The 18,090-nt window shown below is 59.4% G+C and carries 20 protein-coding genes; 11 read left to right on the top strand and 9 right to left on the bottom strand.

The genetic code is table 11. The features are described from left to right. Positions 1-105 precede the first annotated feature (105 nt). From PHX69_RS01795 to PHX69_RS01745, 11 genes are all read left to right on the top strand, one after another. Positions 106-441 carry an SWIB/MDM2 domain-containing protein gene (locus PHX69_RS01795; RefSeq protein WP_119013314.1) on the top strand — a complete coding sequence of 112 codons (336 nt, stop codon included), beginning with the start codon at positions 106-108 and terminating at the stop codon, positions 439-441. Between the two features lie 274 nt (positions 442-715). Beyond that, the gene (locus PHX69_RS01790; protein WP_288042080.1) at positions 716-2,902 is read left to right on the top strand and encodes a TonB-dependent receptor; all 2,187 of its coding nucleotides are present in this window, start codon (positions 716-718) and stop codon (positions 2,900-2,902) included. A 49-nt stretch (positions 2,903-2,951) separates the two neighbouring features. Continuing rightward, a complete protein-coding gene (locus PHX69_RS01785) occupies positions 2,952-3,641 on the top strand; it encodes a Fe2+-dependent dioxygenase (RefSeq protein ID WP_288042079.1) in 690 nt (229 codons plus the stop codon). A gap of 77 nt (positions 3,642-3,718) precedes the next feature. Beyond that, a complete protein-coding gene (locus tag PHX69_RS01780; protein WP_288042106.1) occupies positions 3,719-4,864 on the top strand; it encodes an alpha-hydroxy acid oxidase in 1,146 nt (381 codons plus the stop codon). A gap of 85 nt (positions 4,865-4,949) precedes the next feature. Continuing rightward, positions 4,950-5,174, top strand: a complete 225-nt coding sequence (locus tag PHX69_RS01775; RefSeq protein WP_119013312.1) for a (2Fe-2S)-binding protein — start codon at positions 4,950-4,952, stop codon at positions 5,172-5,174. 137 nt (positions 5,175-5,311) lie between these two features. Then, the gene (locus tag PHX69_RS01770; protein WP_288042077.1) at positions 5,312-6,025 is read left to right on the top strand and encodes an energy transducer TonB; all 714 of its coding nucleotides are present in this window, start codon (positions 5,312-5,314) and stop codon (positions 6,023-6,025) included. A 15-nt stretch (positions 6,026-6,040) separates the two neighbouring features. Further along, positions 6,041-6,760 carry a MotA/TolQ/ExbB proton channel family protein gene (locus PHX69_RS01765; RefSeq protein WP_119013310.1) on the top strand — a complete coding sequence of 240 codons (720 nt, stop codon included), beginning with the start codon at positions 6,041-6,043 and terminating at the stop codon, positions 6,758-6,760. A 2-nt stretch (positions 6,761-6,762) separates the two neighbouring features. Continuing rightward, the gene (locus tag PHX69_RS01760; RefSeq protein ID WP_119013309.1) at positions 6,763-7,173 is read left to right on the top strand and encodes an ExbD/TolR family protein; all 411 of its coding nucleotides are present in this window, start codon (positions 6,763-6,765) and stop codon (positions 7,171-7,173) included. A gap of 86 nt (positions 7,174-7,259) precedes the next feature. Continuing rightward, entirely contained in the window at positions 7,260-7,409 is a 150-nt protein-coding gene (hemP, locus tag PHX69_RS01755) for a hemin uptake protein HemP (protein ID WP_374761679.1), read from the top strand. 244 nt (positions 7,410-7,653) lie between these two features. Beyond that, positions 7,654-8,355: a Bax inhibitor-1/YccA family protein gene (locus PHX69_RS01750; RefSeq protein ID WP_119013308.1), complete on the top strand. Its 702-nt coding sequence runs from the start codon at positions 7,654-7,656 to the stop codon at positions 8,353-8,355. Between the two features lie 101 nt (positions 8,356-8,456). Further along, complete coding sequence (locus tag PHX69_RS01745) at positions 8,457-8,822, top strand: hypothetical protein (RefSeq protein WP_193552688.1); 366 nt, start codon at positions 8,457-8,459, stop codon at positions 8,820-8,822. Positions 8,823-8,875: 53 nt separating this feature from the next. Here PHX69_RS01745 and rlmD read toward each other — a convergent pair whose 3' ends face one another. The 9 genes from rlmD to PHX69_RS01700 all read right to left on the bottom strand — a co-directional run bounded on the left by rlmD (position 8,876) and on the right by PHX69_RS01700 (position 18,064). Further along, positions 8,876-10,306, bottom strand: a complete 1,431-nt coding sequence (gene rlmD, locus PHX69_RS01740; RefSeq protein WP_288042076.1) for a 23S rRNA (uracil(1939)-C(5))-methyltransferase RlmD — start codon at positions 10,304-10,306, stop codon at positions 8,876-8,878. 100 nt (positions 10,307-10,406) lie between these two features. After that, positions 10,407-10,676: a FixH family protein gene (locus PHX69_RS01735; RefSeq protein WP_288042105.1), complete on the bottom strand. Its 270-nt coding sequence runs from the start codon at positions 10,674-10,676 to the stop codon at positions 10,407-10,409. Between the two features lie 54 nt (positions 10,677-10,730). After that, on the bottom strand, positions 10,731-12,176 hold the full coding sequence (gene ccoG, locus PHX69_RS01730) for a cytochrome c oxidase accessory protein CcoG (protein WP_119013304.1): 1,446 nt from the start codon (positions 12,174-12,176) through the stop codon (positions 10,731-10,733). Positions 12,177-12,256: 80 nt separating this feature from the next. Continuing rightward, positions 12,257-13,171 carry a cytochrome-c oxidase, cbb3-type subunit III gene (gene ccoP / locus PHX69_RS01725; RefSeq protein ID WP_119013303.1) on the bottom strand — a complete coding sequence of 305 codons (915 nt, stop codon included), beginning with the start codon at positions 13,169-13,171 and terminating at the stop codon, positions 12,257-12,259. Positions 13,172-13,195: 24 nt separating this feature from the next. Continuing rightward, complete coding sequence (locus tag PHX69_RS01720) at positions 13,196-13,333, bottom strand: cbb3-type cytochrome oxidase subunit 3 (RefSeq protein ID WP_119013302.1); 138 nt, start codon at positions 13,331-13,333, stop codon at positions 13,196-13,198. Positions 13,334-13,347: 14 nt separating this feature from the next. Further along, positions 13,348-13,980: a cytochrome-c oxidase, cbb3-type subunit II gene (ccoO, locus tag PHX69_RS01715; RefSeq protein ID WP_119013301.1), complete on the bottom strand. Its 633-nt coding sequence runs from the start codon at positions 13,978-13,980 to the stop codon at positions 13,348-13,350. A gap of 20 nt (positions 13,981-14,000) precedes the next feature. Beyond that, positions 14,001-15,443 (bottom strand): cytochrome-c oxidase, cbb3-type subunit I, encoded by a 1,443-nt coding sequence (gene ccoN / locus PHX69_RS01710; protein WP_288042103.1) that lies wholly within the window; start codon positions 15,441-15,443, stop codon positions 14,001-14,003. A gap of 62 nt (positions 15,444-15,505) precedes the next feature. Further along, the gene (gene ccoS / locus PHX69_RS01705; RefSeq protein ID WP_119013299.1) at positions 15,506-15,643 is read right to left on the bottom strand and encodes a cbb3-type cytochrome oxidase assembly protein CcoS; all 138 of its coding nucleotides are present in this window, start codon (positions 15,641-15,643) and stop codon (positions 15,506-15,508) included. Positions 15,644-15,661: 18 nt separating this feature from the next. After that, a complete protein-coding gene (locus PHX69_RS01700; RefSeq protein ID WP_288042101.1) occupies positions 15,662-18,064 on the bottom strand; it encodes a heavy metal translocating P-type ATPase in 2,403 nt (800 codons plus the stop codon). Between the last annotated feature and the right edge of the window lie 26 nt (positions 18,065-18,090).

Genomic DNA, 18,090 nt, shown 5'->3' with positions numbered 1-18,090 from the left:
CCACAGCTTGGAAAGCTGTTTTTTTCCCAGTAGCATCGACCATGCCAGTGGAGAATCAGGTTTTCGCTGGTTCCACCGACTACTCCCAAAAAAGGAAAATCCAAGATGGCAACTGCAAAAAAAGCCCCGGCCAAGGCCGCCCCCGCCGCCAAGACTGTCGCCGTTGAAAAAGCCGCAGCTCCCGCCAAAAAGCGTGCGCCCAACGCAGCCTTCATGAAGGCCCTGACACCCAGTGCAGCACTGGCCGCCGTGGTGGGTGCAGCGCCATTGCCACGCACCGAGATCATCAGCAAGCTGTGGGTTTATATCAAAGCCAACAACCTGCAAGACGCATCTGACAAACGCATGATCAACGCCGATGCCAAACTGAAAGAAGTTTTTGGCAAGCCCCAGGTGTCCATGTTTGAAATGGCTGGCCTGATCGGCAAGCACGTCAAATAAGCACTTTCGCGTGTTTTCACTTCAAGGCCGGCTTTGCCGGTCTTTTTTTTGCTCGGCCCCATAACAACTTGTTGTGGAGACGCATCAACGCAAATGAGAACGCCTATTATTTGATTTAACATTGCGTGCTTGACGATGCACAGCCAGTTTCACAGCCACTGCCTCGCGCCCCTGCCGACACGCTTTGCCGTGTCGGTTGCAATATTCCCAACCGATGGAGGCCAGATTGGCACAGAAACGCACCCACTCCCCGAAAAAACCTCTGTCCTGCGCCATGCAGCACACCACCCCGGCAGTCAACGCATCGTCCGACAAAGCGCTACTGCCCCTGGGAGCACTCATGCTGGCCGCCTCGGTTGGAAGTTGGGCACAGACCAGCGATGCGCCCAGTGCAACGCTTTCGACGGTGACGGTGCGTGAAAAAGCGCAAATCCAAAGCAAAGACACCTTGCAGGTTCAGCAAACGACCATCGGCAAAGGTAACCAGGCGCTGCGTGACATTCCGCAAAGCGTGACCGTTTTCACCGAGCGGCTGATGGCCGACCGCAACCAGGACGATTTCCGTGAAGTCCTGCGCACCACCTCGGGCGTGACCTTCCAGGCGGGCGAAACCGGCGAGGAAGATGTGCGTCTGCGCGGCTTCTCGCTGGGCCAGGCGGGCGACATCTACATCGACGGCATGAAGGATGCACCGTTGTATGAACGCGACACCTTCAACAACGACCGGGTGGAAGTGCTCAAAGGCTCGGCCTCCATGCTGTTTGGCAAGGGCTCTACGGGTGGGGTGGTCAACCAGGTGAACAAAGCCCCCTTGCTGATCGACCAGCACGAAGCCGCTTACACCCTGGGCAGCGGCAAAGAGCACCGGCTGACAGGCGACTTCAACTTCAAAACGGGTGAAGATGCCGCTTTCCGGCTCAACGCCATGGTGCACAACGCTGACAACCACGGCGCCATGCAGAAAAAGCGCGGTATCGCACCCACCTTCAGCTGGGGCGTAGGCACCCGTGACGAATTCTCGGTCGGGCTGTACTACCTCGACATCCAGGGCCGTCCGCTCTACAACCACCCCTGGTTTCAGAGCAACGGCGTGATCGTGCCCTCGCTGCCAGCCAAAAACTACTACGGTCTCAACAGCGATTACCTGAATTCTTCGGCCCAGTACGCCACGCTGTCACACATTCACCGCTTTGACGACAACGGCGAACTCAAGACACGCCTTCGCCATGGACGCTACGAGCGCGATCTGTGGGCCAGCGTGATCCGCTTCGGCGCAGGCACCACCATCGACAACATCAACAGCAGCACCGTTGTCACCCGCTCTCCCAAGGGCCGTGTGGGGGTGAGTAACCTGACACAGCTACAAAGCGATTACACGAACAGCTTCCAGTGGGGCGGCAAAAAGCACGACCTGATCGCTGGCATCGACATCTACGAAGACGATGCCAAGCGCAACCAGAACTTTGCTGGCACGGCCAGCGGCATGGACACCACCGTAGGCACGCCCAACAACGGTGACTGGCGCCCCGACAACCGTGGCAATCCCACGTTCAACACTTTCAAGGCACGCAACGTCGGTTTGTATGCGCAAGACACCGTGGCCTTGACGCCGACACTGAAACTGGTGGGTGGACTGCGCTATGACCATTTCAAGGCCTCCTACTACAGCAGTGCTGACCTGAACCATGCGCGCTCAGATGGCCTGTGGAGCCCGCGCATCGGTGCGCTTTACCAGCCCGATGACAGCGCCTCGTACTACATCTCTTACGGCACTTCGTACAACACCTCGGGCGATACCTACCAGTTCTCCAACCCAAACGCAGGCACCGAGAAAACCGCCAATACCGATGCGGAAAAAAGCCGCAACTTTGAAATCGGCGGCAAATTCGAGCTGTTTGAAAAACGCGCCAGCCTGGGCGTGGCCGCGTTCTACAGCGAAAAATACAACGAGCGCAACACCGACCCCGACACCGCGGCCCAGCAGCAATTGCTGTCGGGCAAGCGCCACGCCGCCGGGATGGAGTTCAACCTGGCGGGCCGCATCACGCCGGCCTGGGAAATCTTCTACAACCACACCTGGATTCCCAGTGCCAAGATCGACGAAAGCAACGTCGTGCTGGCGGCCAATGGCGGTGGCGCGCAGGTCAAGGGCGATCGCCCTGGCCTGACGCCCAAGCACAGCGGCAGCCTCTGGAGCACCTACGCCGTGACCCCGCAAGTGCGCATCGGCGCTGGCCTGAACTACCGTGGCAAGCAAAACCCCGAGGGTTCGCGCGCCGTGGTGGCAGACAGCTTCATCACCGCCGATGCCATGGTCGAGTACAGCGTGGACGAGCGCACCTCGCTCAAACTCAACGTTACCAACCTGACCAACAAGCTGTACGCCGACACGCTCTACCGTGGTTTTTACGCGCCGGGTGCTGCCCGTACCGTGCAACTGACCCTGAAAACCCGCTTCTGATCGAAGCGTCCACGACCAAACCCGCCCTGCTACCTGCTGGTGACTCCGTATGTTCTTGCACCTCAAAAACATTCTCACGCCCGAAGAAGTCCGGAGCGCCCGCAGCCTGCTGGGCCACGATGCACCCTGGGTGGACGGGCGCACCAGCGCAGGCGATCAGGCAGTGGCCGCCAAGCGCAACGAACAGCTGGCGCAAGACAGCACCCAGGCGCAGCAACTGCGCGTCCTGGTGCTGGCCGCGCTGCACCGCGATGCGCTGTTTTTCTCTGCGGCCCTGCCGCACAAAATCTTCAATCCGCTGTTCAACCGCTACAGCGGCGAGAGCAACTTCTACGGCAACCATGTCGATGGCGCCGTGCTGCGCTCACGCCATCCTGACCAATGGGTGCGCAGCGACATCTCCTGCACCCTGTTCCTGGCCGACCCGGCAGACTACGACGGCGGCGAGCTGCTGATCAAAGAACCACAGGGCGAGCGCGCAGTCAAACTGCCTGCGGGCGACATGGTGCTCTACCCCAGTTCGACCGTCCACCAGGTGGCCCCGGTCACGCGCGGCGCGCGCATCGCCAGCTTTTTCTGGGTGCAAAGCATGGTGCGCTCCACCGAGCAGCGCCAATTGCTGTTTGACATGGACATGGATTTGCTGCGCCTGCGCAGCACCATCGGCGACCACGCCGACCCCGTGGTCGGGTTGACCGGCACGTACCACAACCTGCTGCGCATGTGGGCCGACGCCTGAATTCCGTATCCCTGCAAATCCATCAAAAAAGATAGCTGCTAGCGCACGCCAGTATTGGCACGGAGGCCATTTTGACCATAAAAAACGTGCCCCCACTACAGCGGCACGCCATCCCCCCTGGCACGGCTGCGCTGGCCGACCACGAAGCACTGGCGCGCCAGCACCTGAACGACAACGCCTGGGCGTATTTCAGTGGCGGTGCTGCCGATGAAATCACGCTGCGCGCCAACCGTACGGCATGGGACACGCTGGTGCTGCAGCCGCGCGTCTTGCGCCCCCTGGCGGGCGGGCACACCCGTACCACGCTGCTGGGACGCACCCTGGAACACCCCATTTTGCTGGCCCCCATGGCTTTCCAGCACCTGGCACACCCTGATGGCGAACACGCCAGCGCCTTTGCTGCCGCCGCGTTGGGCGCCGGACTGGTGCTCAGCACCCAGGCCAGCACGCCACTGGAAGACGTGGCACAGCGCTTTCTGGCCGACCCGGCGCACGGCCCGCTGTGGTTCCAGCTCTACCTGCAACACGACCGGGGCTTTACCCGCGAACTGGTGCAGCGCGCTGAAGCCGCTGGCTACGAAGCGCTGGTGCTGACGGTGGACGCACCCACCCACGGCGCCCGCGACCGCGAGCGGCGTGCCCTGTTCCACCTGCCTGCTGGCATCAGCGCCGTCAATCTGGCCGGGCTGGCGCCACCGCCATCAGCCCCGTTGCAACCCGGAGAAAGCGCCTTGTTCGACCGCCTGCTGCACCACACCCCCACCTGGGACGATGTGCAATGGCTGCAATCCACCACCCGCTTGCCGGTGCTGCTCAAAGGCGTACTGCACCCCGATGACGCACGCCAAGCCGCCGCGCTGGGCGTAGCAGCGCTGGTGGTGTCGAACCACGGTGGCCGCACGCTGGACACCGCCCCTGCCACGGCGCACGCGCTGGCCCACATTGCCGACGCGGTGCAAGGCGCCTTGCCGCTCCTGGTCGATGGGGGCATCCGCCGGGGCACCGACGTGCTCAAAGCCCTGGCCCTGGGCGCCAGTGCGGTACTCATTGGCCGCCCGGCCCTGTGGGGGCTGGCCCATGCCGGCGCAATGGGGGTGGCACATGTGCTGCGCCTGCTGCGTGATGAACTGGAAATCGCCATGGCCCTGACGGGCTGCGCCACGCTGGCGCAAGCCACACCGGCTTTGCTGCAAAACCACGCCACAGGCCGTATGGGCATCTAAAATTCCACGCGATTGTTAATGCGACGGATTCTCATTTATAATCCACACACTTCTTCCATTACCCGCCCTGTGCGGCCCAATTCCCATGATCGTCTGCGTCTGCCGCCGGATTTCCGACCGTGAAATCGCCCGCCATGCCCATGCCGGTATGGGTTTCGATGAAATCCAGTTTGAGCTGGGCGTGGCCATGCAGTGTGGCCGCTGCGAAGGCTGCGCCCGCGACGTGGTTGCCCAATGCCACGCCACCCGCCCCGTCGCGGCCTTGCGCCAAGAGACAGCAGAGTCTGCCTCCGGCGCCTGCGCTGTGTGAATTGCCTATGCTGCTCTCTGCGCTGGTGGGCAGCATGTTTCTGGTGGCGTTGGCCGCGTGGTGGATTTTTCGCTTCTGATTTCAATCAAATCGGCTTGTAACCCAATGCTGGCAAGCGCTGGCAGCTATCATTTTTTATGCCTTCTACTGACCGTTTCACTGCACCCAGCGCCTGGGGCCGCTACGCGCTGATCTCTGGCGGCGTGGCGCTGCTGCACGGGGCTGCATTGTGGGCATTGCAAACGGGCCTGGTACCTACAGCGGCGCCCACCATCGTTCCCGCCGAAGTGATTGCAGAATTCATTGCGCCGCCTACCCCCGAAGTGGCTCCGCCGCCACCGGCACCACCTGCCCCACCCACCCCCAAGTCGCCCCCTACACCGCGCCCTGCCGCAGCCAAGGCACCCGCACCACGCCCGACGCCTGCACCGCTGGCAGTGGCCAATGCTGCCCCCGATGCACCGCAAGTGGCAGCCGCAGCGCCTGCACCCGAGCCCGCCCCGGTATCAGCTCCCGCGGCAGCACCGACCGCTGCACCGGCTGCACCCGCGCCGCCTGCACCACCGCGCATTGAACTGCCATCCAGCAACGCTACGCACCTCAACAACCCCTCTCCCGGCTATCCCGCCATCAGCAAGCGCATGGGTGAGCAAGGCCGGGTCATGCTGCGCGTACTGATCGGCGCCGACGGACTGCCGCAAAAAGTCGAAGTCAGCCAATCCAGCGGCTACGAGCGCCTGGACCGTCAGGCCCAGGAGGCCGTCATGCGCTGGCGGTTCGTTCCCGGCAAGCGCGGTGGTGTGCCCGAGGCCATGTGGTACGCGCAGCCCATCAATTTTGTTCTCGAATAATTTTCAGGAGTTCTCATGGAATCGCAATTTGGCATCGCCAACGTCTGGACGCAGGGCGACTTTGTTACCCGTTTTGTGGCCATCTTGCTGCTGGGGATGTCGCTGATCTCGTGGATCGTCATCATCGCCAAGGCGCTGGACATCGTGAAATTCAAAAAACACGCCCGCGCCGCACAGGGTTTCTGGCACAGCGAGGACTTTGCTGCGGGCCTGGAAAAACTCGGTGCCGATCCGCTCAACCCCTTTCGCCAACTGGCCATCGAAGGGCGCGAAGCCACCGCCCACCACCGCAACACCAAAGGCCAGCTGCACGACAGCCTGGACGTGAGCGACTGGGTCACGGGCTGCCTGCGCAACTGCATCGACGAATTCACCGCACGCCTGCAATCGGGCTTGGCTGTGCTGGCGTCGGTGGGCTCGACAGCACCGTTCATCGGCCTGTTTGGCACCGTGTGGGGCATTTACCACGCCTTGATCGCCATCGGCACTTCGGGCCAATCGACCATTGACAAGGTGGCCGGCCCCATCGGAGAGGCACTCATCATGACGGCACTGGGCCTTGCCGTGGCTATTCCCGCCGTACTGGGCTACAACGCGCTGGTGCGAGGCAACAAATCGATTCTGATTCGCCTCAACAGCTTTGCGCACGACTTGCACGCTTACTTTGTGACCGGCGCACGCGTCTCCAGCAGCACCGCCGCTGCCAACGTACACCCCCTGAAGAAAGGTGCCTGAGCATGGCCTTCGGTACCCAGGACGATGCCGACGAGGTGATGAACGAGATCAACATGACACCGCTGGTGGACGTCATGTTGGTGCTGCTCATTATTTTCATCATCACCGTACCGGTGATGAAGCACTCGGTGAACGTGGATTTGCCCAGCGCCGTGAACCAGCCCGAACGCATCCAGCCCGAAACGGTGCGCCTGAGCGTAGCGGCCGATGGCCAGTATTTCTGGAACGGCATGCCCATCGACGACAGTGCGCTTGAGGCCAACCTCCAGACAGAGGCGGCCAAAGACCCGCAACCCGATCTGCACATCCGCGGGGACAAAGCCGTGCGCTACGAGCGTGTAGCCCAGGCCATGGCGGCAGCGCAGCGTGCGGGCGTACGCAAGATCGGGTTTGTGACAGAACCGCAGCCGTGAGCCCTGCCATGACCATGTCCGCCTGCACTCCTGCCCCCCTTTCATGCAGCGCTGCTGCACACGCCGCAACACACAATGCGCCTGGTATGCCGCCTGCCAACCCCAGCGCGCTCCCGGCAGCCACGGTACACAGCCAGGATTTGCTGCAAGGCCACAAGAGCGTCACCATCAGCCACAACGGCACCCTTTACCGCCTGCAAGCCACGCGCATGGGCAAACTGATACTGACCAAATAGTTTTCATCGTGGGGCGACTCCCGGACTGGCCACCAGTCCGTCAGGGTCGTTTTGGCCAGCCAACGGGTCACACCCGCGTAGCCAGGCTTTTTTTGTGCGCCATGTCCCAATGGCGACCCACAGCAGCCACGCACCAAAACCCCTACCAAAATTAGGTAACGGTCACCTGGTCTTGTAAAGCCCCACAGGGGCACCACCTAAAATCTTCCAGCCTGCGCTGTGCAGGTCACTCAGGAGCAACATCATGAACGACCGTTTAACGGCCATCCACTCCTCTGCGGACTACGGCTACGGTATCTCGCAGGAGCAGCGCCACAAGGTGCTGCGCAATACTTACTGGCTGCTCGCACTGAGCCTGCTGCCCACGGTACTGGGCGCCTGGCTGGGCGTAGCCACCGGCATCACCCAATCGCTGCGCGGCGGCGTCGGACTGATTGTGTTCATGGTCGGCGCCTTTGGCTTCATGTATGCCATCGAAAAAACCAAGAACTCCGCAGCGGGCGTTCCCGTTCTGCTGGCCTTCACGTTCTTCATGGGTCTGATGCTGTCGCGCTTGATCGGCATGGTGCTGGGCTTCAAGAACGGCTCGGAACTGATCATGACGGCCTTTGCTGGCACAGCGGGTGTGTTCTTTGTCATGGCCAGCCTGGCCAGCGTCATCAAGCGTGACCTCTCGGGCATGGGCAAGTGGCTGATGGTGGGCGCCCTGGTGCTCATGGTCGGTGCGGTCATCAACGTGTTTGTGGGCTCCACTGCCGGCATGATGGCAATTTCAGTGGCCGCCATTGGTATCTTCAGCGCCTACATGCTGTACGACCTCAAGCAAATCCTGGATGGTGGTGAAACCAACTACATCAGCGCCACACTGTCGCTGTACATGGACATTTTCAACGTCTTCCAGAGCCTGCTGGCTTTGTTGGGAATCATGGGTGGCGAGCGCGAATAAGCAGCGCAACCGCAGCAAGAAGGCTCCGCAAGGAGCCTTTTTTGTGCCTATTGCCAAGGGAATAGCTCAACCCGCGTGGCGGGTTGCCGATAATGAAGAACATGTTCCAGAAAGACCCCACCATGCCGCAACGCCTCGCTGCCACTTTTGCGCTGCTTTTGCTTGCAGGCTGCGACATTCCAGGGCTGGGCCCCGACCCGCGCGCCGTCCAGCGTGAGGCCGAGGCCCAAGCCATAGGCGGCGCTTGCCGCCATGCGCTGCGCGGCCTGGAAGACTGCTACACGCTCAACCCCAAGTCCCCCAAAGCCGCTGTTTTTGCGGGCTGGAAAGACATGGATTCGTACATGCGTGAAAACAAAATCGAGGGCGCGCCTTCAGTGCTGGGCAAAGCGCCACCACCCAAAGCAGCCCGCGATGAGGCCGCCGAAACCGAAACACAGGGCACAGCCAGCACCAACCGCAGCTAAGCGCACGCCCCACAGAGTGGCCTGTTAGGGCGTCTGCGCCTTGGGGAAAGTCTTCAGGCGCGCTCGAACACCGCCATGCTCTCAACGTGCGCCGTGTGCGGAAACATGTTGACCATGCCTGCAGCCGTACAACGGTAGCCCGCCAGATGCACCAACAAGCCAGCATCACGCGCCAGCGTGGCAGGGTTACAGCTGACATAGACAATGCGCTGCGGCGGCGTCCAGCCTTCCGCACCGGCAGGCAGCGGGCCTGCGCCTTCGGCACCAATACGGGCCTGCTCCAGGTCAGCCAGTGCCTTGGCCAGGGCAAAAGCGCCTTCGCGCGGTGGATCGACCAGCCATTTGTCGGCCACGCCATCGGCTACCAACATCTCAGGGGTCATCTCAAACAAGTTGCGCGCTACAAAATTTGTAGCTGCAAGCGCTCGTCCTGCGGGCATTTGAGCCTGATTTGATTCATAGTTTTCACGGGAGCGTGCCACCAGCGTCTCGCTACCTTCGATACCCAGCACTTCACGGGCCTGAGTGGCCAAAGGCAGCGTAAAGTTGCCAAGACCACAGAACCAGTCAATAACACGCTCGTTGTTCTGCACTTCCAGCAGACGCAATGCGCGCGACACCAGCACCCGATTGATATGGGGATTGACCTGGGTGAAATCGGTAGGCTTGAATGGCATGGTGATACCAAACTCAGGCAGCGCATATGACAACTGCGCCCCACCCTCATCCAGCAACTTCACCGTATCCGGCCCTTTGGACTGCAACCACCACTGTACGCCATGCTCAGCGGCAAACGCACGCAGACGGGCCAGATCGTCGCTCGACAAGGGCTCCAGGTGACGCAGCACCAGCGCCGTGACGCTGTCGCCGCAGGCCAGCTCGATTTGCGGGCAAGTATCGCGGGCATCCATGGCGGCAATCAGGGCGCGCAACGGTACCAGCATGGCACTGACGTGCGGTGGCAGCACAGGACAGACCTCCATATCGGCCACATAGCGGCTTTTGCGCTCATGAAAACCCACCAGCACCGTGCCTTTTTTAATGACATGGCGTACCGACAAACGGGCGCGGTAACGATAACCCCAGGCAGGGCCTTCAATGGGACGCAGCAAGGTTTCTGCCTTGACCTTGCCCAAATGCCACAGGTTGTCCTCCAGAACGCGCTGCTTCACAGCCACTTGGGCACCCACGTGCAGATGCTGCATTTTGCAGCCGCCACAAGCACCAGAATGCAGACCAAAGTGCGGGCATCCCGGACGAACGCGCTGGGGCGATTCACGGTGGACAGCGGTCAAGCTGGCCTGCTCCCAATTGTTCTTCTTGCGATGGGTGTTGGCAGTCACCCATTCAAAAGGCAAGGCACCGTCAATGAAGACCACCTTGCCATCGGGCCGGTGCGCTACACCTTGGGCGTCCAGATCAAGAGATTCCACCTCAAGCCAATCGGGTGGATACAGGCTTTTTTTGTCGTTCAGATCACTCATACGCCTATTGTCTCAGGCTGGGATCACATTCATGCCTTGCAAGCAATGGGTATTCATAACCCCAACCACGCCAACCAGACCAACAAGGCCTGCCACCGCCTTACTGCGGCTGGTCTTTAGGTGGCGTGGCCGCATGGTTTCGCCCCTTCAATGCAGGCGTAAGGGCCTGCTCAGAGCGACCCAGCGTTTGATTGATTTCGACTCCCTTGCGGTAGTAATCATTGTCAATCACAGGATCTGGGGCACGAATGGCCAACCAAAGCGTATAAAAACCTGCCACCACCACCACCGCAGGCCCCGCAATAATCAACCATACATAACCAAACTTCCACCAGGGTGGAGTCGCAGAATTAGGAATAGGGGGCGACATCATCAGCGTATCCTGACCAAAAATAATATGTACTACTCGTCCGCGCGGAAAGGTTTAACGTGGAACCAGAAAAATAGACTTTTCAGTCACATGGGCACTGGTGCCGAGCGCTTGCACATCAAACTGCACGGCATGAGAACCAGCATCCGCAGACCCGTAAGGAATCTGCAACCTGACAGCGACCCAGCGTGATTGGGCAGCATCAATGGCAACCTCCGGCTCAGAAGCTAACTCCAGACCATCCAGACCACGCGCACTGATACGATAACGTTGCGGTGCTTCGGTTGCATTCATGATCTGTAACCGATAAATATTTTCCAGCTTGCCTCCAGCCACAATGCGCGACAAGGCCGCCCGGTCTCGCTCCACATCCACCTTCAGAGGCGTACGCGTTACCAGACTGGCGAGCATGGCGACACACAAAGCCACCAGAATCCCGGTATAGACCAATACCCGAGGACGCAGCACACGACGCAATATCTCTGCCCTGCCCCAACCTTTGGATACGGCGCTCTGGGTAGAAAACCGAACCAAGCCACGGGGGTAATGCATTTTGTCCATGACAGTATCGCAGGCATCCACGCACAAACCGCAACCAATGCACTCATACTGCAAACCGTTGCGTATATCAATACCTACTGGGCACACCTGGACACACAAAGTGCAGTCAATGCAATCGCCTAATCCCTTGGCTTTGTAATCCGCAGCCTTGGTACGCGGACCACGGGGCTCGCCACGCTCTTGGTCGTAGGTAACGATCAATGTGTCTTTGTCAAACATGGCGCTTTGAAAGCGCGCATAAGGACACATGTATTTGCAAACCTGCTCGCGCATAAAGCCTGCATTCCCATACGTGGCAAACCCATAAAAAATCACCCAGAAAATTTGCCAACCGCCTTGCAATGCCATCAACTCAGTACCGAGTTCGCGGATAGGAACAAAATAGCCTACGAACGTGAACCCTGTCCAGATAGACAACAAAATCCAAAGAAATTGCTTAAGTGATTTTTTCCATATTTTTTCAGCCGTCCAGCTGCTACTGTCCAGACGCAACCGTGCACTGCGGTCACCCTCGACCTTGTGCTCGATCCACATGAAAATCTCGGTGTAGACCGTTTGCGGACAGGCAAATCCGCACCAAAGGCGTCCTGCTACGGCAGTGAACAAGAACAGCGATAAGGCTGAAATAATCAATAACCCAGTCAGATAAATGAAATCCTGCGGGTAAAGTACCAAACCAAAAATATAAAAACGCCTTGCCCCAAGGTCAAACAGCACCATCTGGCGCTGTCCCCACTCCAACCATGGCAAGCCGTAAAAAATCAGCTGCGTGAGAAATACCATTCCCCAGCGCCAGCGTGCAAAAATTCCACTGATGGAGCGCGGGTAAACTTTCTTTTGCGCCTCGTACAGAGAAACAATGTCTTTGTCTGTCGCAGGCTCTGAAGCTACAGGCGCAATCGGGATAATCTTGCGGGGTTTCCCATCGGGTGAGTTCATGGTGAAAGCGCTTTTCAAAAAGTGGCCGACATGGCAGCCAAAAGAAGATGGCGCCGAAGCGCCATCTTTATCTCTCCAGTTTAGCGAGCAGAGCCCGGTTTGTTTGACATGCCCCACACATAGGCAGTCAGCACACCCAATTGGGCCTCAGTCAGTTTCTGAGATTGTGCAGGCATCTGATTAACCTTGCCATTGTTGATCATGGCTGTGATGGCTGCCTCACCCCAACCATGAAGCCAGATGTCATCTGTCAGGTTAGGGGCGCCCAAAGCCTGCATACCTTTGCCGTCGGCACCATGGCAAGCAGCACAAGCGACAAACTTGGATTTGCCCAAAGAAGCACGCAGGGAATCGTGTGGACTGCCAGAGAGGCTCAGGACGTAATGCGACAGGTTGCGCACATCCTCAGGCGATCCCACCGCAGCAGCCATGGGAGGCATGTTGCCGATACGGCCCTTTTCCAGGGTTTCACGAATTTTCTCGGGGGTACCGCCATGCAACCAATCGCCGTCGGTCAGATTGGGAAAGCTCTTGCTACCACGGGCGTCAGAACCATGGCATTGTGCGCAGTTGTTCATGAACAAACGCTCACCAATGGCCATTGCCTGCGGGTCTTGGGCTACCTGCTCTGTAGTCATCGAGGTAAACCGCGCGTACAAAGGCTCCAACTCAGCCTTGGCTTGAGCCATTTCAGCATCGTAGGCACCGTACTGGCTCCATCCCATTTTTCCAGCAAACTTACCCAGACCCGGATAAATGGCCAGATAAGCAAAAGAAAAGATGATGGTCAGCACAAACAACCACATCCACCACCGTGGCATGGGATTGTTCATCTCAGTCAGGTCTTCGTCCCAGACATGGCCAGTAGTGTTGTTGCTATCAGATGCAACTTTTTTCCGTGCCGTAATCCAGAGCAGCAGCAAACAGGCCACGATGCCAGCGATCGTGATACCGGCTACATAAACCGACCAGAAATTGCTAGTGAAGTCACTCATAGGGTGTTCTCGTTCTGGTGGTATTTAATCTTGTTGAAATGGGAGCTGGGCCGCCTCGTCAAACCGAGATCTGTTGTTGCGAGCGTAGGCCCACACCCAGATACCGACAAAACATGCGAAAGAAACCAGCGTGACCACAACGCGCATGACGGTGACATCCATGACAACCACCTTTCTTACTTAAGCGCACGGCCCAAGACCTGTAGATAGGCCACGAGCGCATCCATTTCAGTTTTTCCCTTGACCTCATCTGCCGCAGCAGCGATCTGCTCATCGGTATAGGGAACGCCCACTGCGCGCAACGCCTTCATACGCGGTGCAAGTACTGCGGGATCCAGCGTATTTTTTTCCAGCCAAGAATAAGCAGGCATGTTCGATTCAGGAACCACATCACGGGGATTGTTCAAGTGAATACGGTGCCATTCATCGCTGTACCTGCCGCCCACGCGGTGCAGGTCAGGACCGGTGCGCTTGCTACCCCACTGGAACGGGTGGTCATAGACAAACTCACCCGCCACAGAGTAGTGGCCATAGCGCAGGGTTTCTGCCCGGAAGGGGCGAATCATTTGCGAGTGGCAGTTGTAGCAACCTTCGCGCAAATAGACATCGCGCCCCGCCAACTGCAAAGGAGCGTAAGGCTCCACCCCCTTCACAGGCTCGGTGGTGGACTTCTGAAAGAACAAAGGAACGATTTCAACCAGGCCACCCACAGCAATTACCAAAACGATCAAAACGATCATCAGGAAGTTGTTGGTTTCCACCGTTTCGTGGGAGAACCCCGTCGAAGCATTGTTGTTATGTTGGGACATGAAATGGGACTCCTCGGGTCTCAGGCGTGCGCTGGTTTAGCGACAGGAATGGCCACAGTGACCGAGCGACCGGAAATACTGGTCATCCACACGTTCCAGGCCATCATGACCATGCCAGTCAGGTACAGAACACCGCCCGTGAAGCGAATCACGTAGAACGGATAAGTAGCCTTTACACCTTCCACAAAGGTGTAGGTCAGTGTCCCGTCTGCATTGATGGCACGCCACATCAGGCCCTGCATCACACCGGCAATCCACATAGCGGCGATGTACAGCACGATGCCGATCGTTGCCAGCCAGAAGTGAATTTCAATGGCTTTGACAGAGTGCATCTTTTCCTTGCCGAACAGACGAGGAACCAGATAGTAAAGGGAGCCCATGGTAATCAGACCCACCCAACCCAAAGCACCAGCATGCACATGGCCCACGGTCCAATCGGTGTAATGGCTCAGGGCGTTGACGGTCTTGATGGCCATCATCGGGCCTTCAAAAGTGGACATGCCGTAGAAAGACAGCGAAACGATCAGGAAGCGCAGGATGGGGTCATCGCGCAGTTTGTGCCAAGCACCCGACAGGGTCATGATGCCGTTGATCATGCCACCCCAGCTGGGAGCCAGCAAAACAAGCGAGAACACCATGCCCACCGATTGCGTCCAGTCAGGCAGCGCGGTGTAGTGCAGATGGTGTGGGCCAGCCCACATGTAAGTGAAGATCAGTGCCCAAAAGTGAACAATCGACAGGCGGTAGCTGTAAACAGGGCGACCGGCTTGCTTGGGAATGAAGTAGTACATCATGCCCAAAAAGCCTGCCGTGAGGAAAAAGCCCACAGCGTTGTGACCGTACCACCATTGCACCATGGCATCCTGCACACCTGCGTAGGCAGAGTAGCTCTTCATGAAGCCCGCAGGAACCGCAGCACTGTTGACGATGTGCAGCACAGCCACGGCCAAAATGAACGCACCGTAGAACCAGTTGGCCACGTAAATGTGGCGCACCTTGCGAGTGCCGACCGTACCGAAAAACACAACAGCATATGCCACCCACACCAAAGCGATGAGGATGTCAATGGGCCATTCCAGCTCAGCGTATTCTTTGCCTTGGGTGTAACCCAGAGGCAAGCTGATGGCGGCAGCCAGAATCACCAGCTGCCAGCCCCAGAAAGTGAACGATGCCAGCTTGCCAGCAAACAGACGTACCTGGCAGGTACGCTGCACCACGTAGTAGCTGGTAGCAAACAGTGCGCTACCACCAAACGCAAAAATCACCGCATTGGTATGCAGTGGTCGCAAACGGCCGTAACTCAGCCAGGGAATACCGAAGCTGAGTTCAGGCCAAGCCAGCTGGGCGGCGATGAAAACGCCAACCAGCATGCCAACCACCCCCCACACCACGGTCATGATAGAAAACTGCCGTACAACGGTATCGTTGTAGTGCGCAGCATCTGCTTGTTTTGGTATATCCATCGGGCACCTCTTGATTTGAGCGAAAGTATTAACTGTAGAAAGGGTAGTGTTTTTGACAGTGGTCAATTATCGCGAAGAATGCGCTCGCCTTCTTGCTCCACGTTCTCGAATTGACCGCGGTAGACGGCCCACCACAAGCCCAGCAAAATCATCAGCACGAGCACAACCGACAAGGGAATCAACAGATAAAGAATGTCCATGTGCGGACTCCTGTATTTTTATGCAGCCACGGGTTCAGCGGAAGACGCACCAGCGACTGCCTCGCCCAGTTCGCCTTCTAGCGCAGGCAAAGGCAAAGAAAGGCGTGCCGCATTGAGCACCACCAGCAACGAACTCAGGGCCATGCCAAGCCCTGCCAGCCAAGCTGGCATATAGCCTGCGATGGCCAGCGGCACGCTCAATGCGTTGTACCCGGCGGCCCACCACAGGTTCTGGCGCACCACGCGCAACGTGCGACGCGCCAACAGCACCGCTTGCGGCACCAACCACAGGCTTTCGCCCAACACTACAAAATCAGCCTTCGATTGTGCCAGCGCTACCGACTTGCCAAAAGCGAACGACACGTGGGCACCCGCCAGCACTGGCCCGTCATTCAGCCCGTCACCCACCATGGCAACACGCTGCCCGCGCGCCTGCATGGCCCGCAGCGCTTCCAATTTGTCCTGCGGTGTGCAGTCTGCACGCCAATCGGCAATGCCGGCCTGCCCGGCCACCCGTGCCACAGACTTGGATCTGTCGCCCGACAGCAACTGCACCTGCAATCCGGCATGGGTCACGGCACGCACGGCGCCGGCTGCTTGTGCCCGCAGGTCTTCCGCCAGATCAAACCGTGCCAGCTCTACCCGTCCGGCATGCCCGTCCTCTCGCACCAGAAACACCTGTTGCGCTTCGGTGCTCTCGTCAAGCACGGCACCGGTATGCCGCGATGAGCCCAGCAGCACACGACCAGCGGGCAAAGCGCCCTGCAAATCCTGCACCCAGGCGCTCAACCCACGGCCCACTTCCTCCTGCACTTGCGTCACTTGCCAGCGTGGCGCATGGCCGCTGGCGTTGCGTGCTGCAGCCATGACCACAGCGCGTGACACCGGATGCAGAGAGTGGCGCGCCAGCTCTGCCGCCAAACCCAATGCATCTTGCGCGGGCACGCCACCCACAGCATGGATGGCACTGACCACCATGCCATCACGGGTCAAAGTACCGGTTTTGTCGAAAACCACTGTATCCACTTCAGCCAACGCCTCCAGGCCCTGGAGGTTGCGCACCAGCACGCCGTGGCGTGCCAGCGTCCCCGCGGCGGACAACATGGCCACGGGCGTCGCCAGCGACAAAGCGCAGGGGCAGGTAACGATCAATACCGACACTGCCACCATGAGCGCATGGGCCGGATCGGTAGGCCACCACCACAGCGCCGCCAGAAAGGCTGCCAGCAAAACAGCGATCAAAAAAGGCCGTGCTACGCGATCAGCCACTTGCGCCAATCGGGGTTTTTGCAACGATGCGCTCTCCATCAGCGCCACGATCTGACCAAAACGGGTGGCCGGCCCCGTGCCTTGCACCAGCACCTCCACAGACGACTGCAGGTTGTAGCTCCCTGCCGTGACCAGACTTCCCGGTGTGCGCAGCACCGGCTTGGACTCGCCCGTCAACAGTGCTTCATCGGCCAGCGTCTGGCCAGTGACGATGCAGCCGTCGGCCGGAAAAGCTTCACCGGGCAGCACCCGCACGGTGTCACCGGCGACCAGTCGGCGCACGGCCACGCGCTCGAAGGTGCCGTCGGGGGCACGCCGCTCCACGCTATCGGGCAGTCGGTTCATGACAGACTCCAGCGCACCCGCCGTGCGGTCGCGCAGGCGCAACTCCAGCCATCGGCCCGTCAGCAAAAAGAAAACAAACATGGTGAGGGAGTCAAAAAACACCTCCCGTCCAAAGATTCCGGTGGGGTCAAATGTGCCCGCCGTGCTGACCACGAACGTGATCACCATGCCCAGCGCCACTGGCAAATCCATGCTCACCCGCCGCTGGCGGATATCGCGCAAGGCGCTGGAAAAAAACGGCCCGCAGGCAAACAGCACTACCGGCAAGCTGATAACCCACGAGGCCCAGCGCAGCAAGCGCTCCATTTCGGGGGTGAGGTCGCCGGGCAAGGCCACGTAAGCGGGCCACGCATACATCATGACCTGCATCATGCAAAAGCCTGCTACCAGCCAGCGCCACAGCGCGCGCCGGTGCTCGCGCTTGCGCTGTTCGCGGGCCATGGCATCCATGGCGGGCAAAGCGCCATAACCGGCTTTGCGCACCGCCGCCAGCCATTGCGACGGCAGCACCAGCCCAGGCTGCCAGACCACGCGCGCACGCTGGGTAGCAGCACTGACCTCAGCCTGCGCCACGCCGGGAACTGCACACAGCGCCTCTTCAATGGTCAGTGCGCAGGCTGCGCAGTGCATGCCCTCGATGACCACATGCGACTCCCAGGCGCTCTCGCCCCCGGCAGACGCACCATTTGGCGTACAGGGCCGACCAAAAGCCGCCCACTCCTGGCGGTCATCCAGCAGCTCTGGCGCCCCGGGGGCAGGCACCGCATCCGCCGGACGGCCCGTGGCCTGATCGACCGTGGAATTCATTGACATGCGGCAAGCTTACCGCTTTT

This window comes from Simplicispira sp. (assembly GCF_028687295.1).
Lineage (GTDB): Bacteria > Pseudomonadota > Gammaproteobacteria > Burkholderiales > Burkholderiaceae_C > Simplicispira > Simplicispira metamorpha.
The sequence above is the reverse complement of the archived record's forward strand: the minus strand, read 5'-3'. Positions and strand labels throughout refer to the sequence as shown.